The following is a 24,355-nucleotide window of genomic DNA, read 5'->3' on the forward strand; positions in this document are numbered from 1 at the left end:
ATTGTTTTCGTGATGTGGTATGATGATAGACCATTCTATCTTCCACGCCTATATGCTAAAAACATACTTAAACAGTCTACCAAATATAGTTATTTTTGTCAAGTCTCTATATTTCAACGAATTCATCACATGCTGCAACAACAGCTGGGTCATGCGTGACAATGATGACTGTTTTTCCCTTTTCTACTTCTTGGCGTAACAATCCCAGTATCAAGGATCTATTTTGTTCATCTAAAGAGCCGGTCGGCTCATCAGCCAAGATAATCTTACTGCGTTTCAACAAAGCACGCGCCAGAGCTACACGCTGTTTTTCCCCACCAGACAAAGCGTATACTTTTTCGCTTAGCTTATGAGCAATACCTACTTGATTTAAAATCTCTCTCATCCTACGTTGCTTTTCTTTGCCTTTTATTTTCTCATACACTAGAGAGATATTGAGATTTCGCTCAATGCTCTCATCTTCAATCAAGGCAAAGTTTTGAAAAAGAAATGCTATCAGGTTGCGCCGCATAAGTAACGCTTCTTTGCTGTTTATCTTAGGTGCTTTTTTCCCTGATATATATAACCTCCCAGAATCTGCGCCTTCAATCAGTCCGATAAGATTAAGAAGCGTGGACTTTCCGGCGCCACTTCTTCCGAGTATCGCTGTCATTTTCTGAGCTGGAATACTGAGGGAAAAATTTTCAAAAATCTGATGTTTCCCAAACTTTTTACTCACTTCTTGCAGTTCTATCATGCTGTATTATGCTCCTTTCAAGGTGTTGACTAACTCTTTCTTTTCGAGGCGAGTGAGGAGGTGGAAGACTAAAAATATCTCAATCAAAGCATAAAGTATATAAGCCTCAATGACTGTGAAATCATAGCCTAAAATCATCGATTGAGTAAAAAACACTATGTTTTGAATGATAATGATTATAAATAGAAAGCGATAGCTTCTTAGACAGAAAAATCCTTGTATCCGAAAAAGGGCAAGCTTTTCTTTATTGACTCTGAAATAAATCATTGTTGTGGATAGTATCATGATGATAAAGAGAATGAATGCCAGAAGGTTCATAAATACCCATGACCAGCGCTCTCCAATATACATCTTCATATCATTCTCTGCAATTTTTGAGCTAGAAACAAATGAAGTAAAACTAGCTTCTACCTTATCCTTCCTTAAACTAGGGAGTAGATCTAAATAAGTTTTTTCCGCACTTTTCTTAATAGGAAATAAAGCACCAAGAGTGTTCCCATTATAAAACATATTGATGTAGGTGTTTACTCCCGCATTATTTACCGTATGGACCTCTACTATATCTGCTCGTATTTCCTCTTTTCTTCCATTAGAAAAAATTCCGCCTCGTTCCCCTTGAAAAGCTGGTATTTTTTGCTTATCTTTGATGATAATGAAACGACTATTCTTTCCTTTAAACCAAAGACCAGACATATCTAGAAGTTCCAAATATCCTTTTTTTATCTCATGCAACTTATCTTTATAGCGTTCGTTAATTAAAATCACCGCTTCACTTGTTTCAGTCGGGATTTTAATATCATTTCCATTAACATCTTCTATCTTATATTTTTGAAGATAAGCTGAATTAATTTCCATGCCTTGATATTTCTCCAAAAATTTCTGCGGTAAAAATTTCTTTGCAGCGTGTAAACCACCATTATTCTCCATGTATTTAAAAAGGGATTCGTGCTGTGTATGACTCTTCAAACTTTCTAAATAACCCGAACCGCCGCCATGAAAAGTACCATAACCTTTTATAGGCGAGGATTGTAACACTCCTATACTACTGTTGAACAAGAGCATCAATCCCATGCTTGTTGCTACACTTGCTGCAAAAATATATACCTTGACAAGATAGACAGCAACATAAAATCTTTTAAAAAATGGTTTATTATTGACTTGCTGAGCCAGAGAAAACCTCACAATAACTCCAATAATAAGCAATACACCAAACACACTCAAAATTGAAATTAAAAAAATCAATCCTATGTATTCTGTATCAATTGCTCTTATTATCAGTATATTTGCCAAAAAAAGTACCAAAAGCTGTGTTCCAACAAAAGATTTAAGATAGATTCGTTTGAGGATTATGAAGTTGCTCAAGCCATTAAGAGAAAATATAGCTATTTCTTTATTTCTTAAAATTATCCATATAAACATAAAAACAAAGTAAAAGAAAAGAAAAGAACAACTTTAATAAGGAATACATAGATATCACTGACTCTAATAATTGGACTGCTCGGAATATACCATGACGGCTGATTCTCTAAACTGGCAGAGCTTGTTTGAACTTTTGAGATTTGATTAAACTTTTGGGATAAAGCTTCTAAAACTCTTTTTTTATCGTCAGATTTGAAAAATATACTGGCTCCTTGATATTGCTCATCTGTCAAATCTTCTATAGGGCTATTATTTATCTTTACCTTATAATCGAGGTCTCTAAACTTCTTTTCTTTTCTAGGATGATAGTGTGTTTCAAAATAAGTAATATTTGATAGAGGGGATCCATAATCAACATTACCTTTTCCATCATTTTTATGCCCTAGAAAACGCACACGGATAATAAAAGGAACATCAAATTCTTGCGAAACCTCTTTTATTGCCTTAATAAAATCTTTACGATTTATAAACTCTACCTTCACATCAAGGTCGTTAAGGTCATTATTGGGATTATTTATTTTGGGCTGATAAATCTGGGTATAATTTGGAAGTTGAACAGCTTCCCTCAACCGTGTGGCTTCTTTATCGGTATAACGCATATAAGCAATCATGCAAGTAATCAAAGAAAAAAGGAGTAATAAGGTAAATTTCAACAGCTTATTCATCACGATTTACCATTTATTTCCAACTGCCTGATAGCCCCAGCTATATCCTCCATAACGATAACCTGTAGAAGATACCCAAACTTTATAACCTGCCGGATACCAGCCACTACTTTGATTTCCTCCGCCTTGGACATAAGCAGTGCTTTGATGCTTTACAGCCCAATTATAATACTCTGATGTCAAGGTTTTCTTCCCCAAAGCGGCATCTGGAAAAGTTTTATAATATGCCACCTGTTTGCCGTGTTTCGTAAAATTATTTTGCAAAATACGAACAGCACGTTCCATCTTTTCAACACTATCGCCAAAAACACCATCGGCAGATATTTTCTCAGCAGTCGCAATCTGACTTGCCCCAAAAAGAGCTAGCCCTAAAGTTGATACGGCAATAATTTTTTTGATTTTCATAATAAAGCTTCCTTTCAAATACAACTATTTTTTTCTAGGACAACAGTACTTTTTAGCCTCCTTCCTTTATTTTATATTTATTAGTCTAACACGAGAATCCTCTGATAATTTTCCCTCTACATTTAGTTTTCATGAAAAAGTAGAAATACTTTAAGCTTGAAAAATGCGGCTGCTACATTTAGGCGAAAATCAAAAAAAGACTGAAATAATTCAGTCTTTTTATTCTTTTTTATTTACTCTGCAATCACTTCAACCTTATAGCCATCTGGATCAATAATAAAGTAATAGCGTGTGTCGGAGTTAGGAAGGCCTTTAAGTTCGGTAACTTCAAACCCTGCTTGTTTTTGTTTTGTATGCAGTTCTTCCAAATTATCAACCGAAATAGCAATATGTCCATAGCCATTACCCAAATCATACGCTTCATGATTGTAATTATAAGTCAATTCTAATTCGTAGTCATCACCAGGTAAAGTCAGATAAACTAAAGTAAATTCATATTCTAAAAAGTCACGACGACGTTTTTCCTCAAAGCCGAAAGCTTCTTGATAAAACTTGATTGAAGCATCCAAGTCTTTGACGCGGTAACAAGTGTGTGCCATTTTCATTGTGTTTTCCTCCATTTTTAGGCTTCTAGGTACATTGCCCAGATATCGTCAAAAAGTCCCAAGTTAAAGTAAAAAGGAGCATAGGTTTCCAGATATGTGGAGACTTCATCAAAGTCTTTCGATTGTTTGGGAAACTGTGTATCTGCAAAGGCAAGATTAGCCAAACGTGTGACATCATCCACCTCAACTGGCGCCCGATGGCGCATCAAATAAGTATAAAAAGGCTGTCTCATTTCCAGTTTTCCTCCAAAAACTTATGACGTAAGCGGCTGGACAAAGCATAACGCTCAGGATTTGTTTTATAAAATCCTTGATGATAATCCTCTGCCGGCCAGAACTTTTGTGCGGGTTCTATTGTGGTAACAATAGGACGATCAAAACGCCCAGAATTTTGAAGTGCTTCTTTTGACTTTTCAGCGACTTCTCTCTGTGAGTCAGCAGTATAGAAAATAACTGGACGATAGTTATCGCCACGATCCTCAAATTGACCAAACATATCGGTTGGATCGGTCTGCTCCCAGTAAAGTTCCACTAAATCTTTGTAAGTGATTTTTTCATTATCAAAGATAATCTCCACTGCCTCAGTATGGCCTGTCTGATGATTGCAAACTTGCTCATAAGTTGGATTATCAACATGACCGCCTGTATAACCACTTGTCACAGCAAGAATCCCTGTTTGTTCCTCAAAGGGCTGTACCATACACCAAAAACAGCCACCGGCAAATATTGCTCTTTCTTTACTCATACTCTTTCCCCGTTCTTCTTAGTTGAAGATATTATAACAAAACTCACTCTATCATGCACTTATTTTTTTCTTTAAATTCCAAACGGCTTTTATTTATGGGAAAAAAAAGCTGGATGAATCCAACTTTTTAGTGTTTTTATCAAATGAGCTCTGTACCTTCTGGACTTTGTTTAATTTTTTTATTCTTCATCAAACCGCCAAGCGCTTTTTTAAATTGTCCTTTAGATATACCAAATGTCGCTTTGATATCATCTGGCGCTGACTTATCATTAAAAGGCATTTTTCCACCCATACTCTCAAGATATGCGAGAATCATCTGTGCATCAGCATCCAACATTTCATAAGCACGTGGTCTCGCACTAAGGTTTAAACTACGGTCTTGATCACGGAAGCCAATGACACGTACCTGAAGCTCTTGCCCGATACGGAGTGTGCCAAAAGCTTCGTTAGGATGGATGAAACCAAGCATATTATTATCTGGAAGATAGACGAAAGAGCCCGTTTCTTTGTTACGGTAAACAATCCCGCGTAAGTCTTGGTTTTGCATATTGTCATAGGCCGGTCCTGACATTTCCCAGAAATCTTGGTGCCAAGCTAATTTACCCCAAAGACGATCTTTCGCATCAACGACGATTTTAACAAAGAGCTTATCCCCTTTTTTAGGCCATTGATCTTTATCTTCTGGTAGCGGAAGATCATCAAGCGAAACCACGATATCTTTCCCAGCTAAACCAATATCAACGAAAGCTCCCAAGTCACGACGAATATCGGTCACTGTGCCCCAGCCGAATTTTTCACGTGTTGCTGTTGGTTCTTGCGTTGTCATGCACATTTTGTCAGATTTATCCACATAGGCAAAACCTGTGACGATATCCCCTACCTGGTGTTCGCCTTCTGATTTTGCAAGACGTATGATATTATCATCTTTCTGCAAAAAGTAAAATTGATCATTCTCAGCTGTAATAATCGCTGAAAATGTTGTTGCTAATAAATTATTCATTCTGTTTCCTTAAAAACGGCTCCGCAGAGCCGTTTATTTCTGATTGTTTTTTTTTGCTCTCTCTCGATTATATAGAATAAAATCTTTTACAATCAAATGACGATACAAACTTAAACATCCAAAAGTTCTTTTTCTTTTTCAGCAGCCATTTTATCTGCTTCTTTAACAGCATTATCTGTTATAGTTTGAATGTCTTTTTCAAGTACTTTCAAATCATCTTCTGTGATTTCTTTTGCTTTTTCTTGTTTTTTCGCTGTATCGATAGCATCACGACGGATGTTACGGATTGCAACTTTTGCACCTTCGATGTATTTACCCATCTCTTTAACCAACTCTTTACGACGTTCTTCTGTCAACATTGGGATAACCAAGCGAATAACTGAACCATCATTTGCTGGTGTAATTCCAATATCACTGGCATTCAAGGCATGCTCGATATCTTTCAAGATTGTTTTATCAAATGGTGTAATCATCAAAACACGCGCTTCTGGAATTGTGATTGATGCCATTTGATTTAGTGGTGTTGGTGCGCCATAGTACTCCACAGAGATGCGGTCGAGCAAGCTCGCATTGGCACGACCTGCACGGATGTGACCAAGGTCACGTTGCAAGCTGTTCAATGAGCTATTCATACGTTCTTTTGTATTATCAATAATTTCGTTTGCCATGATTTTTCCTTTTTATTTTATTATAAATTTATTCTACAGTTGTTCCGATTTCTTCACCTTGAACAACACGTTTAATATTTCCAGATTCATTCATATTGAAGACAACAAGTGGAATGTGGTTGTCCATTGACATTGTTGAAGCCGTTGAGTCCATAACGTGAAGACCTTTTGTGATGACGTCCATGTGTGTAAGGTTGTCAAATTTAACTGCTGTTTCGTCAAGTTTTGGATCTGCATTATAGACACCATCGACACCATTTTTAGCCATTAAAATAACATCCGCATTAATTTCTGCTGCACGAAGTGCTGATGTTGTATCTGTGGAGAAGTATGGCGAACCTGTTCCACCTGCAAAAATAACGACACGACCTTTTTCAAGGTGTCGTTCAGCGCGACGGCGGATATAAGGCTCTGCGACAGCTTTCATTTCGATAGCTGTTTGAACACGAGTAGGTACACCAAGTGCTTCAAGTGTATCTTGAAGAGCTAAGCCGTTCATGATCGTAGCTAGCATGCCCATATAATCTGCTTGGGCACGTTCCATACCGATCTTTTCACCGGTCACGCCGCGCCAGATATTTCCACCGCCACAAACAATGGCGATTTCTGCACCAAGAGCGTATACTTCTTTGAGCTCTTCAGCAACTTTTTTCACTGTTTCAGGATCAATTCCAAAACCCTTTTCTCCAGCTAAAGCTTCGCCAGAAAGTTTCAAAAGTACGCGTTTATATTTAATATCAGCCATAGTTACCTATCTCTTCTCTATTCTTTTTTATCCCTACTATTTTACCATAAAATTTAGCTGAAAAAAAGACCATATGGTCTTTTAACAAGATTATTTATTTTTTGCAGCTTCAACATCACGCGCAATAACCAATTCTTCGTCTGTTGGTATAACCAAAACTTTAACACGTGATTCTGGAGTAGAAATGATGCCATTCGCCCCGCGGACATTCTTTTCTGGGTCAATTTCCATACCAAACCAGGACAAGCCTGCTACAATATCACGACGAGCATCAGTATCGTTTTCCCCAATACCTGCTGTAAAGATAAGCGCATCTGCTCCATTGAGGACCCCAAAGTACTGTGCGATAAATTTCTTCAAACGGTCAATAAACATTTCATAAGCTAAGATAGCTTTTTCATTGCCAGAGTTACGTGCTTCCTCTAGGTCACGCATATCACTTGAAAACTCTGATACACCAAGTAAGCCAGATTTTTTATTGAGCACATCAATAACATCTTGCGCTGAGCGTAGGCTAGGATCACTTTCAAGCATATAAGAAATCACCGAAGGGTCCATTTCTCCTGAACGTGTGCCCATCATAACACCCGCTAGTGGTGTGAAGCCCATTGAAGTATCAACAGACTTTCCGCCTTCAATAGCAGTAATCGAAGCACCATTACCAATGTGAGCGGTGATAAGTTTTAAGTCTTCTAATGGTTTCCCTAAAACTTTTGCTGCTTCACGTGACACATACATGTGTGAAGTTCCATGCGCTCCATATTTACGAATAGCATAATCCGTATAGTATTTTGTTGGAATGGGATAACGGAAGGCTTTTTCTGGCAATGTCGTGTGAAAAGCTGTATCAAAGACAGCTACAGCAAGTGCATCTGGAAGTAATCGTTTAAAAGCCTCAATCCCTAGCACATTTGCTGGGTTGTGGAGAGGGGCTAAAGTTGAAAGGTTTTTTATCTCTTCTAAAACTTCAGGAGTAATTACAGTAGACGTATTGAAAAATTCTCCACCCGCAACAACACGGTGACCAATAGCTGTAATCTCACGGAAACTACTAATGAGTTTAAAATGTATCAACTCGTCCATCAAAAGCAAGACTGCTTGACGATGGTCAACAATATCCTGCTCTCTTTTATGCACTTGATCATCAAACTTCGTTGTTGAAATAGAATCTTTCAAACCAATACGTTCAAAAATACCTTTAGCAATAACTTTTTCTTCTGGCATATCATAAAGTTGCCATTTTAGTGATGATGATCCAGCGTTAACAGCGAGTGTTTTTTCCATATTTTAAAAATCCCTTCAATATGTAAGTGTTTTCTTTTTGTCTTACTAGTATAACATAACTTTAAAAAATATCTTAAAAGAAATATTAAAAAAACGGCATTTTACACGCCGTTTTATTTTATTTCGCTTTTGCCGCTTCAACATCGCGTGCAATTACAAGCTCCTCATCAGTTGGAATAACAAAGACTTTAACGCGTGATTCTGGTGTTGACATTTCTCCTTCAAATCCAAAAACATTCTTAGAGAAGTCAACATCAATACCAAACCATGACAAACCTTTTAAGACGCCTTCACGTACTGGAGCTGAGTTTTCCCCTACACCTGCTGTAAATACAATCGCATCGGCACCGTTCAAAACAGCCAAGTATTGACCAATGAATTTTTGAATACGATCAACATACATTTCGAATGCTAAGGCTGCATCTGTATCCCCAGCATCACGAGCAGTAATAATTTCACGCATATCAGAAGACAAACCAGAAACACCAAATAGTCCTGACTCTTTATTCATCATGTTGACAACGTCTTGAGCATCCTTGAGTGAATCGTCGTTAGCAATAAGATAAGGGAAAACAGAAGGATCCATATCGCCTGTACGTGTTCCCATCATAATACCTGCTAAGGGTGTGAAGCCCATTGAAGTGTCGATGGACTTGCCACCTTTTACAGCAGTGATTGAGCCCCCATTACCGATATGAGCAGTAATGATTTTTGTATCCTTAATATCTTTGCCTAACATTTTTGCAGCTTCTTGTGCCACAAACATGTGTGAAGTTCCGTGTGCTCCATATTTACGCACTGCATTTTCAGTGTAATATTTTTTAGGCAATGGGTAACGGAAAGCTTTTTCAGGCATTGTTGTGTGGAAAGCCGTATCAAAAACAGCTACCGCTGTTGCTTCAGGCAACAACTCCAAGAAAGCCTTTATACCAGCAGCATTTGCTGGATTGTGAAGGGGAGCAAGCGGTGAAAGCTCTTCAATTTGTTTCAGTACTTCCTGATCGATCAAAGTAGATTTTTTAAATAACTCTCCACCAGCGACAACACGGTGACCTACTCCTGTAATCTCTGAAAATTCTTCAACAATATGGAAACGTTTCAAGTCTTCAAGTAAAATGTGAACGGCTTGTGTATGATCTACAATATCCAACACACGTTCTTCTTTTTGATCATTAAATTTAACGGTTGTGACTGAATCTTTCAAGCCAATACGTTCGATTAAACCTTTTGCAAGAACTTTTTCTTCTGGCATTTCATACATTTGCCATTTCATTGATGATGAACCAGCATTAACCGCAAGAGTTTTTGTCATTTTATCTATCCTTCTTCTTTCAAATTTCTCTTAAATTATATCACAAAACCAATTTGAAGGCAGTGACTGGCCAAGAGTTTTTGGTCAAATCTTAACATTTTTCACAAACTCAGACATAAATTCTTGCAAAATAGAACGGTCTGCTAAATCAGACAAGGGGTAAACAAAAGTCGGTGTATTTGTCTGGTTTTTACTTAATAAATAAATTGATTTCCCTGCACCTTTAAAGAGTGATGAAGGTAATGTAATAACTGCAGCAACATGCGCATGCTCTTTAATCCAAGCCTTCAAAAACTCAGACTGTGCACTTGTCAAAAGATTATCTGGAGCTAAGAAGAGCGCAAAACCACTCTCTTTCAGATATTTGAAAGATTGCTCAACCATTAAATGGTGCACATAGGTATGTTCTGATTTGTCATGCACTTGAAAATGGCTGGCTGTTTCATCGTCTGGATAATAACCAACTGGGAGATCACTCATCACAACATCCACAGGTTCCAAGGGCTGTGGTTTAACGGCATCGATTTGGAGAAAACTTGCTTCTGTTCCCATGACTTCTGACATTGAAGCGGACAAATCCAACAAGAGGTCATCTACTTCAAAACCAACATAGTCTACTTCTTTTTGCATGTGAACCAAAAGCGTTTCCGCCAAATTCCCCGTTCCTGAGCCAAATTCTAGTAAACGAATCTTTCTTTCTTTGTGTAACTCCTCAATGATAAAATTAAAGATGAAACCAATAGAATCCGGAGTTAAATTATGATTTGCCTGCATTGGTGCGACACGTGACCCCTGAAGCAAAACAAACTGAAACAGCTTTTGCCATTCACTTTTCGTGAGGTTCATTGAACGAACCTTATCATTATTTTCCTTCGTCAGTGACGCAAATTCTAAAGCGCCTAAGTAAGCTGCATTTTGTTCCACAAAAGCATCATAAAAATCCGTCAAGAGCTCTGCTTGAATTGCCATAATATTCTCAAGAACTAATCCAAAGGCTTTTTCGATTTTCTCTATATCCATGTAACCTCCAAAAAATAGTCTGCCCGAGACAAACTATTTCTTATTTTATAATTTTTCAATTTCCACAAGAGCCTTAACAGCGAGGGCTAAGAGTGCAATCACCATTGCAATTTCATATAAAGCAGCACGGTGACTGACCGCTTGACCGATGGCTACAGCCACGATGAGGACAGACACAGATGCAAAAACAAAGATATCTGCACTTCTTCTCACATCCTTCGGCATTAAAAAGATATAGCCCAAGGCAAATAAAACTAAAAGTATCAGATAAAACATGCTTTTCTCCTTATTTTTGGCTTCTTAGTCTTTCCTCAAATTCCTCTGCTGTTTCAAGCGCCATATGCAAACTATTATTCAGCAGTTTTTTTCTTTTTCGTTGCTTTTTCACGCATTGCTTTGTCAAGAATTTGTTTACGCAAACGGATTGATTCTGGTGTTACTTCCATGTATTCGTCATCACCCAAGAATTCTAATGATTCTTCAAGAGACAAGATTTTAGAAGCGTTAAGGACTGAAGTTGAGTCTTTATTAGATGAACGAACGTTTGTTTGTTGTTTAGCTTTTGTAACGTTAACTGTCAAGTCATTATCACGTGAGTGCTCACCGATAATCATACCTGCATAAACTTCTGTACCCGCTTCAACAAAAAGTGTACCACGCTCTTGTACGTATCCCATAGCATAAGATGTTACAGAACCTTGGTCCATAGAGATCAAAGCACCACGGCTACGTCCACCGATTGTTCCTTTAACCATTGGCATATATTGGTCAAATGTGTGGTTCATGATACCATATCCACGTGTCATTGACATAAATTCTGTTGTGAAACCAATCAAACCACGTGCTGGAACCAAGAAGACTAGACGTGCTTGACCATTACCTGTGATTTCCATGTCCAACATGTCACCCTTACGTTCTGAAAGGGCTTGGATAATTGATCCTTGGTATTCTTCAGGTGTATCAATACGTACACGTTCGAATGGTTCACATTCTACACCGTCAATTTCTTTAACGATAACTTCTGGACGTGAAACTTGAAGTTCATAGCCTTCACGACGCATTGTTTCGATAAGGATAGATAAGTGCAATTCTCCACGACCTGAAACGATCCATTTATCTGGTGAATCAGTATTTTCAACACGAAGTGATACGTCTGTTTGAAGTTCTGCTTGCAAACGTTCTTCAACTTTACGTGCAGTTACCCATTTACCTTCGCGGCCTGCGAATGGTGAGTTATTTACAAGGAAAGTCATTTGAAGTGTTGGTTCGTCAATGTGGAGAACTGGCAATGGTTCAATGGCATCTGTAGGTGTAACAGTTTCACCTACGAAGATATCATCCATACCAGAAACAGCAATCAAGTCACCTGCTTTTGCTTCAGTGATTTCTTGACGGTCAAGGCCAAAGAAACCAAAAAGTTTTGTTACACGGAAGTTTTTAGTTGAACCATCAAGTTTAGACAGTGTTACATTGTCCCCAACTTTAATTGTGCCACGGAAAACACGTCCGATACCAATACGACCCACGAAATCATTGTAGTCCAAGAGAGAAACTTGGAATTGCAAAGGTTCATCAGAGTTATCGATAGGAGCCGGGATGTGTTCGATGATTGTATTAAAGATTGGATCCATTGTTGCTTCTTGATCTGCGGGATCATCGCTCAATGAAGATGATCCATTAATAGCTGAAGCATAAACAACTGGGAAGTCCAATTGATCATCGTCGGCACCAAGTTCGATGAAAAGTTCCAACACTTCATCTACAACTTCTTGTGGACGTGCAGATGGTTTATCAATCTTGTTCACGACAACGATTGGTGTCAAGTTTTGATCCAAAGCTTTTTTCAACACGAAACGTGTTTGAGGCATTGTACCTTCATAAGCATCTACGACAAGAACAACACCATCGACCATTTTCATGATACGTTCTACTTCACCACCGAAGTCCGCGTGTCCTGGTGTGTCCAAGATGTTGATGCGTGTGTCGCCATATTCTACAGCTGTATTTTTAGCAAGGATTGTGATCCCGCGTTCTTGTTCAAGGGCGTTAGAGTCCATTGCGCGTTCAGCAAGGTTTGTACGGGCATCAAGCGTTTGTGATTGTTTAAGTAACTCATCAACCAAAGTTGTTTTACCGTGGTCGACGTGGGCAATAATCGCAACGTTTCTGATGTTTTCGCGTAATTTAGTCAATTTATTTCTACCTATTCTTTCGAAAAATTCATACGGAAATCGCGTCTCCGTAGCTTGAACGCTAGCTTTTATGGTGCGCCCAAACAATATATCAGATTTATTATAGCACACTTTTTGTCAAAGGCGAAAATGCACGCGTTTACAAGTTTTCTAAGGGATAAAATTAACAAATTTGACTCACTTCCTACTATGAAAATTAGTTTATATTTTTGAAATAGTCCAAACAAGTTAACAGTTGGTTAAGAAAAATAACGACAAAAAAGTCACTTAAAAACTTATCAACACTTGAAAACCGCTTACAGTTAGGGTAAAATAGAACAATGAAAACACTTTATGATGTACAGGAATTGTTAAAAAAATACGGTTTTATTAATTTCATGACCAATCGCTTAGATGCGATTTATTTTATGCAACAGGAACTTACAAATATGGTTGAACAGGGGATTTTTGAGAAAAGTGATAAAGAATACCTCACTGCCCAACTTATTTTACGTCGTGAAGAAAGAATTGAGAAGGAAAAACTAAATGGCTAACAAAATTATTGGTATTGACCTCGGCGGAACTTCTATCAAGTTCGGTATTTTGACACTTGAAGGTGAAGTTCAAGATAAATGGGCTATCCCGACAAATATTCTCAGTGACGGAAAACATATTGTCCCTGATATCATTGAGTCTATCAATCACCGTTTAAATCTTTACAACTTGGATAAGTCTGACTTTATTGGTATTGGAATGGGCACGCCTGGTACCGTAGATATTGAAGCTGCTACTGTCCGAGGTGCATTTAACCTTAACTGGGCCGATATTCAAGAAGTTGGTGCGCCTATTAGCGAAGGTGTCGGTCTACCATTCATTCTTGACAATGATGCAAATGTTGCAGCTTTAGGCGAGCGTTGGGTCGGAGCTGGTGAAAATCAGCCAGATGTTGTCTTTATCACTTTAGGAACTGGAGTTGGTGGCGGTATTGTTGCTGCTGGAAATCTTATCCACGGTGTTGTTGGCGCTGCCGGTGAAATCGGACATATCGTAGTAGAACCACATGATGGTTTTGCTTGTACTTGTGGAAACCATGGTTGCTTAGAAACAGTCACTTCTGCTACTGGCGTCGTACGTCTTGCAAGAAAATTCGCTGAAGAATACGAAGGAAGCAGCCAAATTAAAGCAAGTATCGACAATGGTGACGAAGTAACTTCAAAAGACATCTTTATTGCAGCAGAAGCAGGTGATGCCTTTGCACTTAGCGTTGTGGATAAATTTGCTTATTACCTTGGTTTTGCTTGTGCTAACCTTGGAAGTACCCTGAATCCTGCTGCTATTGTCATCGGTGGTGGCGTTTCTGCTGCTGGAGAGTTTCTTCGTTCTAAAGTTGAAACTTATTTCCAAAAATATTCGTTCTCAACAGTACGTGATTCTACAAAAATTAAACTTGCTGAGCTCGGAAATGATGCTGGTATCATCGGTGCCGCAAGCCTTGCTTTAAAATTCAAATAATAATCTTAGGAGAACTTAAATGATCTGGATCATTGACTTTATACTTTTAGCCCTCATTGTCGTCTTCTTTCTCTATCCACGTTGGACACTCAAACGTAACGCCAAAGTTGTTGAAGCACCTGAATTTGAACGTTTGATGGCTACTTCGCAACTTATCGATGTACGCGAAGCAGCAGATTTCCGAGTAAAACACATCCTTGGTGCTCGTAATTTACCTGCTTCTCAAATAGAACAAAGTTTGAACGCAATCAACAAAAAGAAACCTGTGTTACTTTATGAAAATGGTAAACCAACAGCTTCAGTCAAAGTTGCTAAACAACTCAAAAAAGCTGGCGTACCAGAAGTTTATATTCTTAAAACTGGCTTGAACAACTGGCCTGGAAAAATTAAAAACGGATAATAAAAAAGGACCTTACCGCGTGTGTAAGGTCTTTTTTATTATCCAAGTTCTGCTTCGAGCATCCAGATTGTTTTTTCAACATCTCCGAGTGCAACCGTATAAAGGTCAACAGTAACTGCATCATTTTCAGACTCAGCAATATCCATGCCTTCTTGGAAAAGTTTAGCCAAGTATTTGTAAGTATCCAAGACACCGTGCAAACGTTCAGACATTGATTTATCCCAAGTTGCTGGTTGAAGTTCAATTTTTGACTTCTCATCAAACTCTTTAAGCGTTGAAACTGGTGAACCACCAATCGTAATTAAACGTTCAGCAAATTCATCTAAATGCTCGTTAAGCCCATCCATGAACTCATCCATTTTAGGATGCAAAGTCAAGAAACCAGAACCACGCATATACCAGTGTGTTTGATGAACAAGTGCTGCTGCTTGAGATAAATCTGCAACTGTTTGATTCAAAACTTCTTGTGTTTTTTCCTTAGACATAGAAACCTCCAATTTTTTATTTCTATTACAATTATATAAAAAAAGAGGTCAATTATAAAATATTCTGCTTAAGATTGTGAGTTTTTTATCTTTTTATCGTATTAATAAACATGCTTATATTTTACTTCATTATCGGGACCATCTTTGGCTCTTTCCTCGGTCTAGTAAGTGAGCGCTGGGGTACAGAGGCCTCAATTATTTTTGGGCGTTCACAATGTAGTTCTTGCCAAAAAGTCCTCAAATGGTGGCAACTCCTTCCTTTAATCTCTCAATTCATCTTTAAAAGTAGGTGCGCCTTTTGTGGAGAAAAATTTTCTTACAGTTATTTTATCTTAGAATTTCTTACCGGAATTCTCTTTGGCGCACTTTGGTTTGATTTAGACTTAATCCACTTTTTAACCCTCTCCATAAGCTTACTTTTGAGCAAATTTGATATTGATACTTACTCTTATCCTTTAAATATTGGTTTAGGCTTTACTGCTTGTTTTTTTATTTTCTTTCCTATCAGTCCCATAAGCTATTTCTGGCTCGGTCTTGCTTGTGTTTCTTTTTTTATCAATATTGGGATTGGTGCTGGCGACTTCCTCTGGCTTTTCTTGGTATCTTTTTCTGTATCTTTAGAAGAAATACTCCTACTTATCCAAATGGCTTGTGTGTTTGGCCTATGTTTTTTACTCATTAAAAAAAGGAAAAAACTCCCCTTTATTCCTTTTCTCAGTTTTGCATATCTAATCGTAATTCTTCTGCCCCAAATCCCGTAAGGGTCACTCCAAGAAGGCGGACTCCTATTGTTTCATCATAATCAATCTCTTCCAGTAAATCCTGAGCCACATGTGCAAGTGTAATTGCTTCATTTATCTTCTCGGAAAGTTTTTTGCGTTTCGTAATTGTCTTAAAATCAGAGTAACGTAACTTGAGTACAACTGTATCACCCAGAAGTTGGTGGCGTTTCACATTAGTAGAGACACGTTCGGAGAGGTTAGCGAGTTCCTGCTTAATATCTTCACTATTATAGAGGAGTTTGCTATAAGTTCTTTCTTTACCTACTGACTTTCTTTGACGACTTGTCACAACTGGAGCATGATGAATACCATTGGCTTTCAAAAAAAGATTCCAGCCATAAACCCCAAAGCGTTCAGCCAAGAGTAATGGGTCAGCTGCTTGAATTTCCGCGCCGGTAAAAATTCCCAGCTCATGCAGCTTTGCTCCAGTAGCCTTACCCACACCGTGAAATTTTTCCACTGGCAGTTCTGCTAGAAAATCTTTTGCTGCCTCCGGCAAGATGACAGTCAAACCGTGAGGCTTTTCATAATCCGAAGCAATTTTTGCTAAAAATTTATTATAGGAAACCCCTGCTGAGCAAGTCAAACCAAGCTCAATAAAAATATCACGCTGTATAAGTTTCGCCACTTTGATTGCACTTGTTGATCCAATCTTATTTCGCGTAACATCCAGATAAGCTTCATCAATGGATGCCGCTTCTACTTCATCGGTATAACGATTAAAAATTTCCCGAACTTGTTCCGATATGGCACGATACTTTTCATAATTTCCACTGATAAAAACAGCTTGTGGACAGAGTTCATAAGCTTCTTTTGCACTCATAGCCGAGTGGATTCCAAAGGCTCTAGCTTCATAGGAACACGTTGAAACAACGCCACGTCCTCCTGTTTCCAGTGGATTCCGTGCGATAACCACAGGCTTACCTTTTAATTCTGGATTGTCCCGTATTTCTACTGAAGCGAAAAAGGCATCCATATCAATATGGATGATTTTTCGTGACGTATCATTGACCAGTGGAAATGTTAGCATACTTTTATTATATCATAGAGCTGATAAGCGGTATAGGTTTACAGATTGGGGTATATAATTTAATGGTGCTAGTTTTTTGGGGATAATGATTGTTACTTTTAAATCATTTATCTTCTACTTTAACAAATAAAAAAACTTCCTGTTGAGGAAGTCTTTTTGTTTTTACAATGTATTTTTTGTCAACTGACTGAGCAAATCCTCAAAGGCTGCTTCATATTGTTGGATATTGCCTGCGCCCATGAAAACATAAACACCGCGGTTGTGATCCAAAAGTGGCGAAACATTTTCCACTGAAATAACACGAGCAGGCTTACGTACTTTATCCGCTAGGTCTTGTGCTGTAATTTCATGGTGGTCAACTTCACGCGCAGAGCCATAAATTTCAGCAAGATACACAGTATCTGCAGAATCAAGGACTTGAGCAAACTCATCTGCAAAGGCGATTGTTCGTGTAAATGTATGAGGTTGGAAAACGGCTACAATTTCACGATCTGGATATTTTTGACGCGCTGCATCAATCGTTGCTTCGATTTCGGTAGGATGATGGGCGAAATCATCAATAATGATTGTTTCGCCAACTTTTTTCTCTGTAAATCGGCGTTTTACACCAGAGAAAGTCAACAAATGATCAGCAATATCATTCATATCCAAGCCAAGCTGATGTGTTACACCAACTACCGCTAAAGCATTTGCAATATTGTGCTTCCCATAAGCAGGCACGACAAAGTGTCCGATTTTTTCACCGCGGAAATAAGCATCAAAAGATGAGCCGCGTGTTGAGCGGATGATATCTTTTGCTTGATAATCATCTCCATCTTCAAAACCATAATAGTAAATCGGTGCTTCTGCTGTAATTTTACGTAAATAAGGATCTTCTCCAAAAACGAAAATACCTTTTTTAATATTTTGAGCATAGTCTTGGAATGCAGAAGCTACATCATCGATATTTTGGAAATAATCAGGATGGTCAAAGTCAACATTTGTAATAATTGTATATTCTGGATGATAAGGCATGAAGTGACGTTCATATTCATCAGATTCAAAAACAAAATACTCACTGTCCGCATTTCCACGTCCTGTACCATCACCAATCAAGTATGACGTATCCACAGCGTTTTTCATGACATGAGCTAAAATTCCTGTCGTTGAAGTTTTACCATGCGCCCCCGCAACCCCAACACTGATAAAACCTTCCATGAAATGACCTAAAAACTCGTGGTAACGTTTAAAAGTGAAGCCATTTTTTTCAGCAAAAGCAATTTCTACATTATTGTCCGTACGGAAAGCATTCCCTGCAATCAACTCAACTTCTGGTGTAATATTTTTCTCGTCAAAAGGAAGAATAGGAATACCCGCTTCCTCAAGTCCACGTTGTGTAAAATAGTAGTCAGTTGTATCCGAACCTTGTACTTTTTTACCCATTTGGTGGAGCATAAGAGCGAGTGCACTCATACCTGAGCCTTTAATTCCTATAAAATGATATACTTTTTCCATGATAAATAAGAAATTTCAGTCGGAACTGAAATCTTTTCTCCTTCTTTTATTTAAAGTCCGCGGTCAAATAAGTTCTTCCGTTTATTATCGAAATACTCATTTTTTGCAGTTTTAGCCTTATCTTCTCCTTTTTGAGGAGAGCCAGAAATAATAGCTTCGTCGAGGTTTAATCCTCGTTTTTTCATATCCCGAATCGGATTATTAGTGGCTGGACGTCTTGGAGACATCGGCTTTTGTTCGATTGTCTTCTTTTCACTCGATGCCGGTTTCGCTGCATTAAGTACTGCTGATGAACGGCGCAAAGAAAAATCATCTTTATCACGCTCTAGCGGATGAACATAGCCTTTTGGACGTTTAGGAGGTACCGCTGCTTCTCTTTTGGCCTTTTCTTTTGATTCATCAACACTCGTTTTTTTAGGCATTTTATCAAAAGAACTATACCCACTATGATTGCTATTTAATGGACGATGTTGAGTGCTATAGCTGACCTTTGTTTTTATTGGCTTATAGACATCTGAACGTTTTTTATCAGACATTTGAACACCACCAAAAGAAGCCTCGTCTTGTTGACTAGGATTCTTAGTAATCAGTTGTGAATTTGTCATGATGACGCGTGTGTCTTTTTCAAGCATTTCATCATCATCGATGATTGGAAATACGACTCTTCTTCCTTCGTTCATTGCTTGCCCTACTTAATTTTTTGTTTGTCTTGAAACTTTTCCTCTACGTTCCTTAAAAAGTTTGTTTAATCTTATTTTTTTCTTAGGTAAGTGTTTCAATTATTATTATATCGCATTTTCAGTGATTTTTAAAGTTATAGTCCCAAAATTTCTCTGATTTCTGCTTCGCTGAGCGTCTTATCAATCACATCACCGTCTAAAACATTTGCAATCAAATCTTTTTTACGTTCCTGAATCTCCATGATTTTTTCTTCAATCGTTCCTTGTGTAATCAAGCGAATGACTTCAACAGTACTCTTTTGCCCCATACGATGAGCTCTTGCAATGGCTTGTTCCTCAACCGCTGGATTCCACCAGAGATCGACCAGGATAACAACATCAGCACTTGTAAGGTTCAGACCTACACCACCTGCTTTCAGTGAGATGAGGAAAGCATCACGACTTCCAGCATTAAAGGCTTGTACCATTTCTAACCGTTCTTTGACTGGAGTTGAACCCGTTAGCTTATAAGCTGTGAGATCCAATTTTTCCATGGCTTCTTCAATATAAGGGAAGGTTTTGGTAAACTGTGAGAAAATCAAAGGGCGATGACCAGAAGCCTTGACTTGCTCTAAAAGCTCCATCAAACTGTCTAACTTCCCAGAACCACCTTCATAATTGTCCATGAAAAGTGCCGGTGTATTACATATTTGACGGAGTCGTGTGATTCCTGCCAAAATTTCAATACGTGATTTCTTAAGACTCGCACTGTCCATTTGACGGACAGATTGTTGCATCAATTCCAATTGTGCTAAGTATAAGAGCTTTTGCTCTTCAACCATGTTATTGCGTAAGGTCATTTCCATCTTATCAGGCAACTCTGTCAGAACTTCTTCTTTTTTACGACGCATAATAAATGGATGGATAATACGGGCAATAACTTCTGGCGACATCTTATTAAATGTTTCCCGTTTTGGTAAAAAGCCAGGCATTACCACTTGGAAAATAGCCCAAATTTCTTCTAAGCGATTTTCCAACGGCGTTCCTGATAAAGCAAAAGTATGCTCAACATTCAGTTGACTAAGTGCTCTATTTGTTTTACTGCTGTAGTTTTTCACAGCTTGTGCTTCATCCAAGAGAAGATAGTTAAGCTTCTTGTCTTGATAATCATCGAAATCCTTAAGGAAACTTCCGTAACTTGTAATATAAACTTGATGTTTCCCGTGAATCAAAGCATCACGATCGGCCTTCATCCCATCAACAACCACATAATCTACCGTGTCCGTAAATTGCTCAAACTCACTGGCCCAGTTGTAAATAAGGCTGGCAGGAGCAGTGACTAAGGCTGTTTCATCTTCTTTTAGATTTGATAGTAAATAGGTGATTGCTTGTACTGTTTTACCCAGCCCCATGTCGTCTGCCAACACACCTCCTAAGTGATAGTGCGTTAACATAGACATCCAACGAACTCCTGTTTCCTGGTAACTTCGCAGTTCTGCTTTGACATGCTCAGGTTTTTCGTAAGGGAAGGTTTCTGGGTGCGTTAAGTGTTCATAGAAGGCTTTAAATTCATTCGAAAAATTGCTACTTGAAATATTTTCAAATATTTTAGAAACTTGGAAGCTACGTGTCACATTGACTTCTAAGCTCGTTCCACTAATAGTAAAATTATCATCCAGTTCTCGTAAAGCCGATTTCAACTCACTGAACTTCTGGTCAAAGATAAATAATTTTCCGTTTTCACTGACATAATATTCCGCATTATTTTGCAGTTGTGCAATAACATTTGCAAATTCATTTTCGCCGATGCTTGGCATTTCAAAGGCGATATCCAACAAGCCTCCTCGACGATCAATCATGATTTCCGGCACTTCATCGACTTTCATATCCATTAGTCCAGGAGACAGTTTTACTTGACCTAATTTCTGGAATTGGGGCAAAATTTTAATAAAGAAAGTTTCTGCAAATTGTGCCGAAAGCGTAACAGAACTTGTAAAAGAACGTGTGAAACCAAAACGAGCCATGAGCGTAAATATCTTATTTTCTAGGCGTAAGTCTCTTGAAAACTCGAGTGTTTCTAATTCATGGAAGTGTTCCACTTTAAAATTTCCATAATCAAATTGAACCGAAAGTTCTATATTTTGTCCATCAGGATTAGCAAAGTTAAAAATCGGTGTAAAGGGGCGAATAACAAAATTTTCAGGAGCTGAGATTTGACCTAAACTAGAAAGTTGTTGCAGTGCTTGCGCTACTTTGTCCTTATCCATATATGAAAATTGATTATGTTTTGCACCCTCAAGTTCTTTTTGAACCAGCTGTAACAACCGTTTTTGTTCATGGTCAACCTTATAAAAAACATGATTATAATATAAAAGCGAACCACTGTAAAAGGAACTGAAAGCATTATCTTCGATTTTTAGCTCAATAAAGTCTCTTTGGCTTGTCACACTAAATTTAAAAATTTCTGAATCTTCGTCAAGAGTAACGAAGGTGAAATAGTTAACCAATGCACCTGATAATCTCAAGCTAAAACGTGACAAGTTAGAAGCCAAATCCATTGCCTCTTCAATAAAAAGATAAGGGAAGTTGAGGTAACGTCCATTTTTAATATATAGTTGATTGGCCATTTGGGCATCAAGTTTGCCATGTATTTTAAGCAAGAAATTCAAAAAGTCTTGACTGGCTTCATCGAAATTATCAAAAAAGAGATCAACATAGTGAAGAGCACCAAGCGAATATTGTCCAAAGTTTTGCAATGTTCTCAAAAAATATGGAATATCCTTAATCACATAAGCCCTACCTAAACGTTCGCTATATAAGCGTAAGTCAAAATACATGAAGTAATCCATAGAAAAAACATCATAGAGTTGTGAATTATCTTCAACATGTACTTCAATCGAAAATTGCTCTGCTCCGAAATTAACTTGTGTTTCCCCATTCAAGGCATCTAAAAAGGCAGCGTTGGCAGCCAATTCATCATTTGCCACTAGCTCAATCTTTTCTATATTTTTTTTATCGTCTTCGATTTCTTTATTTTCATTCTTGAGGTATTCTTCTACTGCAGCAATGTGCTTACAATAGCGATGATTACGCTGAAAATCAGCACAAGAACAATAGTCCTGCGCTCCATCCATATCGTAAATTACTTGTTCTCCTGCAACCTCTGCAGAAAGTTTAAAATCTTCTATTGACGGATCAATTAAAAGCCCCTGACTATACAGGGCTATTCCTTCACTGCGTACACGTGCTGGCATCATTCTGCTCATTTTATCTTTATCCTATTTTTGATGCCTTTTTGCACCAACTCTCCGTCTATTTTTTCTTCTAAATCCCTTTAAAATGTGCATACATTATACCATATTTGGCTAATTTTTTCACGAATGCCCTAATAAAAAACGTATGTCCGTCTTCAATAAAAATTTTTTCTAAGACTTAGTTCCTTCAGTGTAAGTCAATGTAAAAACCTTTTGACATAAAAATTTTTTAAGTCCACTTTTAATTTTTTAATTTATGCAAAAATTTGAATTTTTGTATTATTTGTATTATACTTTACACTATTAAAATAAAGAGGCTCAAAAAATGATTAACGCTTATCACACAGTTTTGTTGTTGATTATGGGCTCACACTAAGTACTGGAAAGTAAAGGTGTGAGTCCTCTTTGGCGTTGGTCAAAAAGGGGCAAAGAGATGTCCCTTTGGGCATCTTTTTTTAATTTATTTTTAACGATTATTGCTACTCAAACGTGACAATAAAATGAGAGGAGACTTAATTTGACTTAGAATTTTAAATTAAAAATATTTATTTTTATAACGAGAGGAATTTATAATTGGAAAATAATCAAAATTTACAAAAGAGAATGGCAACACGCCATATCACTATGATTGCTCTAGGTGGAGCAATTGGGGCTGGACTCTTTAAAGGGAGCGCTTCCGCTATAGAATCTGCTGGTCCTGCTGTCCTTCTTTCTTACTTTATCGGAGGCGTGGTTTTATTCTTTGTGATGAAGAGCTTAGAAAAATTAGTTCTCAGCTCGGATGAACCACATGGCCTTTCAGGTTTGGTTCAACCTTATCTGGGTAACCATGCGGCCGACTTTACCGACTGGGTGTATTGGTCACTTTGGATGATTAATATTATTGCCGAAGCTGTCGCTGCTGCTAGCTTTATACAGCTTTGGTTTCCTAATATCCCTTCATGGGCTTTTGTCTTACTCATCGCTATCCTAACGTCACTTATTAACCTACTGTCAGTAACATTCTTTGCCGAAACGGAATACTGGCTTGCTTTTATCAAAATCAGCGTTATCATTCTTCTTATTATTTTTGGTGTCATTTTAGTTGCACAAAACATTTTTAATACCAACTTGATATCTGCATTTTCAGGGATGACAAAATATGGTGGCTTTGCGCCACACGGACTTAAAGGCGTTATCAATTCTTTATTGATTGTTATCTATTCCTACGGTGGTTCTGAACTCATTGCCATTACTGTTAGTGAGACAGAAGATCCTAAAACTGCTATCCCGCGCGCTATCCGAGGCGTTATTGGACGTATCATTTCTTTTTATATCGTCCCAATGTTCCTCTTGCTCCTTATCTACAACTGGAACGACTTGGCAACATCAACAATGAGCCCGTTTGTCATGGTCTTTAACAAAATGCATATTCCATTTGCTGCAGACATCATTAATTCCATTATTATTCTGGCGCTCTTTTCTTCAATCAACTCTGGCATTTATGCCTCTTCAAGAATTTTATTCTTCCGCTTAAAAAATCATAAAGGGAAATTTTCGCAAAAAATTGCTACTTTAAATAAAAGCAAGGTTCCTCAAAGAGCTGTGCTCTTCTGCTCTGGGACATTGTATATTGGTGTTGTTCTTTCTTACTTCTTAGGAGACAGCTTATTCAACTATCTCGCTGGTTCTTTATCTTACACTGTCCTTTTAGTTTGGTTCTTAATTAGTCTTGTAGGCTTCTTATTAGCGCGTAAGACCAAAGCTCTAGGTACTATGAGTATGAGTCTTATTGCTCTTATTGCTTTGTTATTGATTTTCTTTGGTATCCTTACTACTAATCCTGTTGGAGTAACCCTCTTTACCGCACTACTTTACTTTATTATATTGATCAGTTATCGGAAAAAGAACGATCCTGTAGACAATATCAGTTAAGAAATATTAAACATTTTCCTTTTAAAAAGGAAAATGTTTTTTTATGTGGT

The 24,355-nt window shown here is 37.8% G+C and carries 25 protein-coding genes; 5 read left to right on the forward strand and 20 right to left on the reverse strand.

Annotation, left to right across the window (positions count from 1 at the left end):
- Positions 1 to 106: 106 nt before the first annotated feature.
- The 15 genes from J0J33_RS01065 to typA form a co-directional block, all read right to left on the reverse strand.
- Positions 107 to 736, reverse strand: coding sequence for an ABC transporter ATP-binding protein (locus J0J33_RS01065; protein ID WP_206888016.1), 630 nt, complete (start codon positions 734 to 736; stop codon positions 107 to 109).
- A 6-nt stretch (positions 737 to 742) separates the two neighbouring features.
- Entirely contained in the window at positions 743 to 2,155 is a 1,413-nt protein-coding gene (locus J0J33_RS10725; RefSeq protein WP_240265590.1) for a DUF1430 domain-containing protein, read from the reverse strand.
- The gene (locus tag J0J33_RS01075) at positions 2,140 to 2,820 is read right to left on the reverse strand and encodes a hypothetical protein (RefSeq protein ID WP_206921746.1); all 681 of its coding nucleotides are present in this window, start codon (positions 2,818 to 2,820) and stop codon (positions 2,140 to 2,142) included. Before J0J33_RS01075 ends, J0J33_RS10725 begins: the two co-directional genes overlap by 16 nt.
- Positions 2,821 to 2,826: 6 nt before the next feature.
- Positions 2,827 to 3,225 (reverse strand): hypothetical protein, encoded by a 399-nt coding sequence (locus tag J0J33_RS01080; RefSeq protein WP_019292234.1) that lies wholly within the window; start codon positions 3,223 to 3,225, stop codon positions 2,827 to 2,829.
- A 233-nt stretch (positions 3,226 to 3,458) separates the two neighbouring features.
- Complete coding sequence (locus tag J0J33_RS01085) at positions 3,459 to 3,830, reverse strand: VOC family protein (RefSeq protein WP_003133332.1); 372 nt, start codon at positions 3,828 to 3,830, stop codon at positions 3,459 to 3,461.
- Positions 3,831 to 3,847: 17 nt separating this feature from the next.
- Positions 3,848 to 4,063, reverse strand: coding sequence for a YozE family protein (locus tag J0J33_RS01090; RefSeq protein WP_003133330.1), 216 nt, complete (start codon positions 4,061 to 4,063; stop codon positions 3,848 to 3,850).
- Entirely contained in the window at positions 4,060 to 4,575 is a 516-nt protein-coding gene (msrA, locus tag J0J33_RS01095; RefSeq protein WP_206888023.1) for a peptide-methionine (S)-S-oxide reductase MsrA, read from the reverse strand. Before msrA ends, J0J33_RS01090 begins: the two co-directional genes overlap by 4 nt.
- A 139-nt stretch (positions 4,576 to 4,714) precedes the next feature.
- Positions 4,715 to 5,575: a S1 RNA-binding domain-containing protein gene (locus J0J33_RS01100; RefSeq protein WP_206888026.1), complete on the reverse strand. Its 861-nt coding sequence runs from the start codon at positions 5,573 to 5,575 to the stop codon at positions 4,715 to 4,717.
- A 110-nt stretch (positions 5,576 to 5,685) separates the two neighbouring features.
- The gene (gene frr, locus J0J33_RS01105) at positions 5,686 to 6,243 is read right to left on the reverse strand and encodes a ribosome recycling factor (RefSeq protein WP_206921747.1); all 558 of its coding nucleotides are present in this window, start codon (positions 6,241 to 6,243) and stop codon (positions 5,686 to 5,688) included.
- A 28-nt stretch (positions 6,244 to 6,271) separates the two neighbouring features.
- Entirely contained in the window at positions 6,272 to 6,988 is a 717-nt protein-coding gene (gene pyrH / locus J0J33_RS01110) for a UMP kinase (protein ID WP_019292238.1), read from the reverse strand.
- A gap of 90 nt (positions 6,989 to 7,078) precedes the next feature.
- Positions 7,079 to 8,272: an acetate kinase gene (locus J0J33_RS01115; protein WP_165720166.1), complete on the reverse strand. Its 1,194-nt coding sequence runs from the start codon at positions 8,270 to 8,272 to the stop codon at positions 7,079 to 7,081.
- 118 nt (positions 8,273 to 8,390) lie between these two features.
- The gene (locus J0J33_RS01120; protein WP_019294232.1) at positions 8,391 to 9,584 is read right to left on the reverse strand and encodes an acetate kinase; all 1,194 of its coding nucleotides are present in this window, start codon (positions 9,582 to 9,584) and stop codon (positions 8,391 to 8,393) included.
- 84 nt (positions 9,585 to 9,668) lie between these two features.
- On the reverse strand, positions 9,669 to 10,604 hold the full coding sequence (locus J0J33_RS01125; RefSeq protein ID WP_019292241.1) for a class I SAM-dependent methyltransferase: 936 nt from the start codon (positions 10,602 to 10,604) through the stop codon (positions 9,669 to 9,671).
- A gap of 45 nt (positions 10,605 to 10,649) precedes the next feature.
- Positions 10,650 to 10,880 (reverse strand): DUF3165 family protein, encoded by a 231-nt coding sequence (locus J0J33_RS01130; protein ID WP_019292242.1) that lies wholly within the window; start codon positions 10,878 to 10,880, stop codon positions 10,650 to 10,652.
- A 74-nt stretch (positions 10,881 to 10,954) separates the two neighbouring features.
- The gene (gene typA / locus J0J33_RS01135) at positions 10,955 to 12,796 is read right to left on the reverse strand and encodes a translational GTPase TypA (protein WP_206888029.1); all 1,842 of its coding nucleotides are present in this window, start codon (positions 12,794 to 12,796) and stop codon (positions 10,955 to 10,957) included.
- A 320-nt stretch (positions 12,797 to 13,116) separates the two neighbouring features.
- Here typA and J0J33_RS01140 point away from each other — a divergent pair, with 320 nt between their 5' ends.
- From J0J33_RS01140 to J0J33_RS01150, 3 genes are read left to right on the forward strand one after another with little or no spacing between them, the layout of a single operon-like run.
- On the forward strand, positions 13,117 to 13,329 hold the full coding sequence (locus J0J33_RS01140) for a YqgQ family protein (protein ID WP_003133311.1): 213 nt from the start codon (positions 13,117 to 13,119) through the stop codon (positions 13,327 to 13,329).
- Positions 13,322 to 14,287 carry an ROK family glucokinase gene (locus tag J0J33_RS01145; protein ID WP_061414320.1) on the forward strand — a complete coding sequence of 322 codons (966 nt, stop codon included), beginning with the start codon at positions 13,322 to 13,324 and terminating at the stop codon, positions 14,285 to 14,287. Before J0J33_RS01140 ends, J0J33_RS01145 begins: the two co-directional genes overlap by 8 nt.
- Positions 14,288 to 14,306: 19 nt before the next feature.
- Positions 14,307 to 14,687 (forward strand): rhodanese-like domain-containing protein, encoded by a 381-nt coding sequence (locus J0J33_RS01150; RefSeq protein WP_019292245.1) that lies wholly within the window; start codon positions 14,307 to 14,309, stop codon positions 14,685 to 14,687.
- Positions 14,688 to 14,725: 38 nt separating this feature from the next.
- Here the strand turns inward: J0J33_RS01150 and J0J33_RS01155 are convergent, their stop codons facing one another.
- On the reverse strand, positions 14,726 to 15,172 hold the full coding sequence (locus J0J33_RS01155; protein WP_003133306.1) for a DNA starvation/stationary phase protection protein: 447 nt from the start codon (positions 15,170 to 15,172) through the stop codon (positions 14,726 to 14,728).
- A gap of 110 nt (positions 15,173 to 15,282) precedes the next feature.
- Here J0J33_RS01155 and J0J33_RS01160 point away from each other — a divergent pair, with 110 nt between their 5' ends.
- Complete coding sequence (locus J0J33_RS01160; protein WP_206888032.1) at positions 15,283 to 15,933, forward strand: A24 family peptidase; 651 nt, start codon at positions 15,283 to 15,285, stop codon at positions 15,931 to 15,933.
- Here J0J33_RS01160 and dinB read toward each other — a convergent pair.
- The 4 genes from dinB to J0J33_RS01180 form a co-directional block, all read right to left on the reverse strand.
- Positions 15,887 to 16,984, reverse strand: coding sequence for a DNA polymerase IV (gene dinB, locus J0J33_RS01165; protein ID WP_206888035.1), 1,098 nt, complete (start codon positions 16,982 to 16,984; stop codon positions 15,887 to 15,889). The two genes, J0J33_RS01160 and dinB, sit on opposite strands and share 47 nt — an antisense overlap.
- 162 nt (positions 16,985 to 17,146) lie before the next feature.
- A complete protein-coding gene (murC, locus tag J0J33_RS01170; RefSeq protein WP_165720164.1) occupies positions 17,147 to 18,478 on the reverse strand; it encodes a UDP-N-acetylmuramate--L-alanine ligase in 1,332 nt (443 codons plus the stop codon).
- A 50-nt stretch (positions 18,479 to 18,528) separates the two neighbouring features.
- Positions 18,529 to 19,158 carry a hypothetical protein gene (locus tag J0J33_RS01175; RefSeq protein WP_019292249.1) on the reverse strand — a complete coding sequence of 210 codons (630 nt, stop codon included), beginning with the start codon at positions 19,156 to 19,158 and terminating at the stop codon, positions 18,529 to 18,531.
- A gap of 134 nt (positions 19,159 to 19,292) precedes the next feature.
- The gene (locus tag J0J33_RS01180; RefSeq protein WP_019292250.1) at positions 19,293 to 22,403 is read right to left on the reverse strand and encodes a DEAD/DEAH box helicase; all 3,111 of its coding nucleotides are present in this window, start codon (positions 22,401 to 22,403) and stop codon (positions 19,293 to 19,295) included.
- A 561-nt stretch (positions 22,404 to 22,964) separates the two neighbouring features.
- Here J0J33_RS01180 and J0J33_RS01185 point away from each other — a divergent pair.
- Positions 22,965 to 24,305: an amino acid permease gene (locus tag J0J33_RS01185; RefSeq protein ID WP_206921748.1), complete on the forward strand. Its 1,341-nt coding sequence runs from the start codon at positions 22,965 to 22,967 to the stop codon at positions 24,303 to 24,305.
- The last annotated feature ends 50 nt before the right edge of the window (positions 24,306 to 24,355 follow it).

The organism is Lactococcus sp. LG1267 (genome assembly GCF_017309545.1).
In the GTDB taxonomy this organism is placed as follows: Bacteria; Bacillota; Bacilli; order Lactobacillales; family Streptococcaceae; genus Lactococcus; species Lactococcus petauri.

Coding starts and splice junctions, on each gene's coding strand:
- J0J33_RS01180 (WP_019292250.1), bottom strand. CDS start 22,403: ATGAGCAGAATGATGCCAGCACGTGTACGCAGTGAAGGAATAGCCCTG.
- J0J33_RS01075 (WP_206921746.1), bottom strand. CDS start 2,820: ATGAATAAGCTGTTGAAATTTACCTTATTACTCCTTTTTTCTTTGATT.
- J0J33_RS10725 (WP_240265590.1), bottom strand. CDS start 2,155: ATGTTTATATGGATAATTTTAAGAAATAAAGAAATAGCTATATTTTCT.
- J0J33_RS01140 (WP_003133311.1), top strand. CDS start 13,117: ATGAAAACACTTTATGATGTACAGGAATTGTTAAAAAAATACGGTTTT.
- pyrH (WP_019292238.1), bottom strand. CDS start 6,988: ATGGCTGATATTAAATATAAACGCGTACTTTTGAAACTTTCTGGCGAA.
- J0J33_RS01115 (WP_165720166.1), bottom strand. CDS start 8,272: ATGGAAAAAACACTCGCTGTTAACGCTGGATCATCATCACTAAAATGG.
- J0J33_RS01100 (WP_206888026.1), bottom strand. CDS start 5,575: ATGAATAATTTATTAGCAACAACATTTTCAGCGATTATTACAGCTGAG.
- J0J33_RS01155 (WP_003133306.1), bottom strand. CDS start 15,172: ATGTCTAAGGAAAAAACACAAGAAGTTTTGAATCAAACAGTTGCAGAT.
- J0J33_RS01090 (WP_003133330.1), bottom strand. CDS start 4,063: ATGAGACAGCCTTTTTATACTTATTTGATGCGCCATCGGGCGCCAGTT.
- J0J33_RS01120 (WP_019294232.1), bottom strand. CDS start 9,584: ATGACAAAAACTCTTGCGGTTAATGCTGGTTCATCATCAATGAAATGG.
- murC (WP_165720164.1), bottom strand. CDS start 18,478: ATGGAAAAAGTATATCATTTTATAGGAATTAAAGGCTCAGGTATGAGT.
- J0J33_RS01125 (WP_019292241.1), bottom strand. CDS start 10,604: ATGGATATAGAGAAAATCGAAAAAGCCTTTGGATTAGTTCTTGAGAAT.
- dinB (WP_206888035.1), bottom strand. CDS start 16,984: ATGCTAACATTTCCACTGGTCAATGATACGTCACGAAAAATCATCCAT.
- J0J33_RS01080 (WP_019292234.1), bottom strand. CDS start 3,225: ATGAAAATCAAAAAAATTATTGCCGTATCAACTTTAGGGCTAGCTCTT.
- J0J33_RS01150 (WP_019292245.1), top strand. CDS start 14,307: ATGATCTGGATCATTGACTTTATACTTTTAGCCCTCATTGTCGTCTTC.
- J0J33_RS01085 (WP_003133332.1), bottom strand. CDS start 3,830: ATGAAAATGGCACACACTTGTTACCGCGTCAAAGACTTGGATGCTTCA.
- frr (WP_206921747.1), bottom strand. CDS start 6,243: ATGGCAAACGAAATTATTGATAATACAAAAGAACGTATGAATAGCTCA.
- J0J33_RS01160 (WP_206888032.1), top strand. CDS start 15,283: ATGCTTATATTTTACTTCATTATCGGGACCATCTTTGGCTCTTTCCTC.
- J0J33_RS01065 (WP_206888016.1), bottom strand. CDS start 736: ATGATAGAACTGCAAGAAGTGAGTAAAAAGTTTGGGAAACATCAGATT.
- J0J33_RS01130 (WP_019292242.1), bottom strand. CDS start 10,880: ATGTTTTATCTGATACTTTTAGTTTTATTTGCCTTGGGCTATATCTTT.
- J0J33_RS01175 (WP_019292249.1), bottom strand. CDS start 19,158: ATGAACGAAGGAAGAAGAGTCGTATTTCCAATCATCGATGATGATGAA.
- msrA (WP_206888023.1), bottom strand. CDS start 4,575: ATGAGTAAAGAAAGAGCAATATTTGCCGGTGGCTGTTTTTGGTGTATG.
- J0J33_RS01145 (WP_061414320.1), top strand. CDS start 13,322: ATGGCTAACAAAATTATTGGTATTGACCTCGGCGGAACTTCTATCAAG.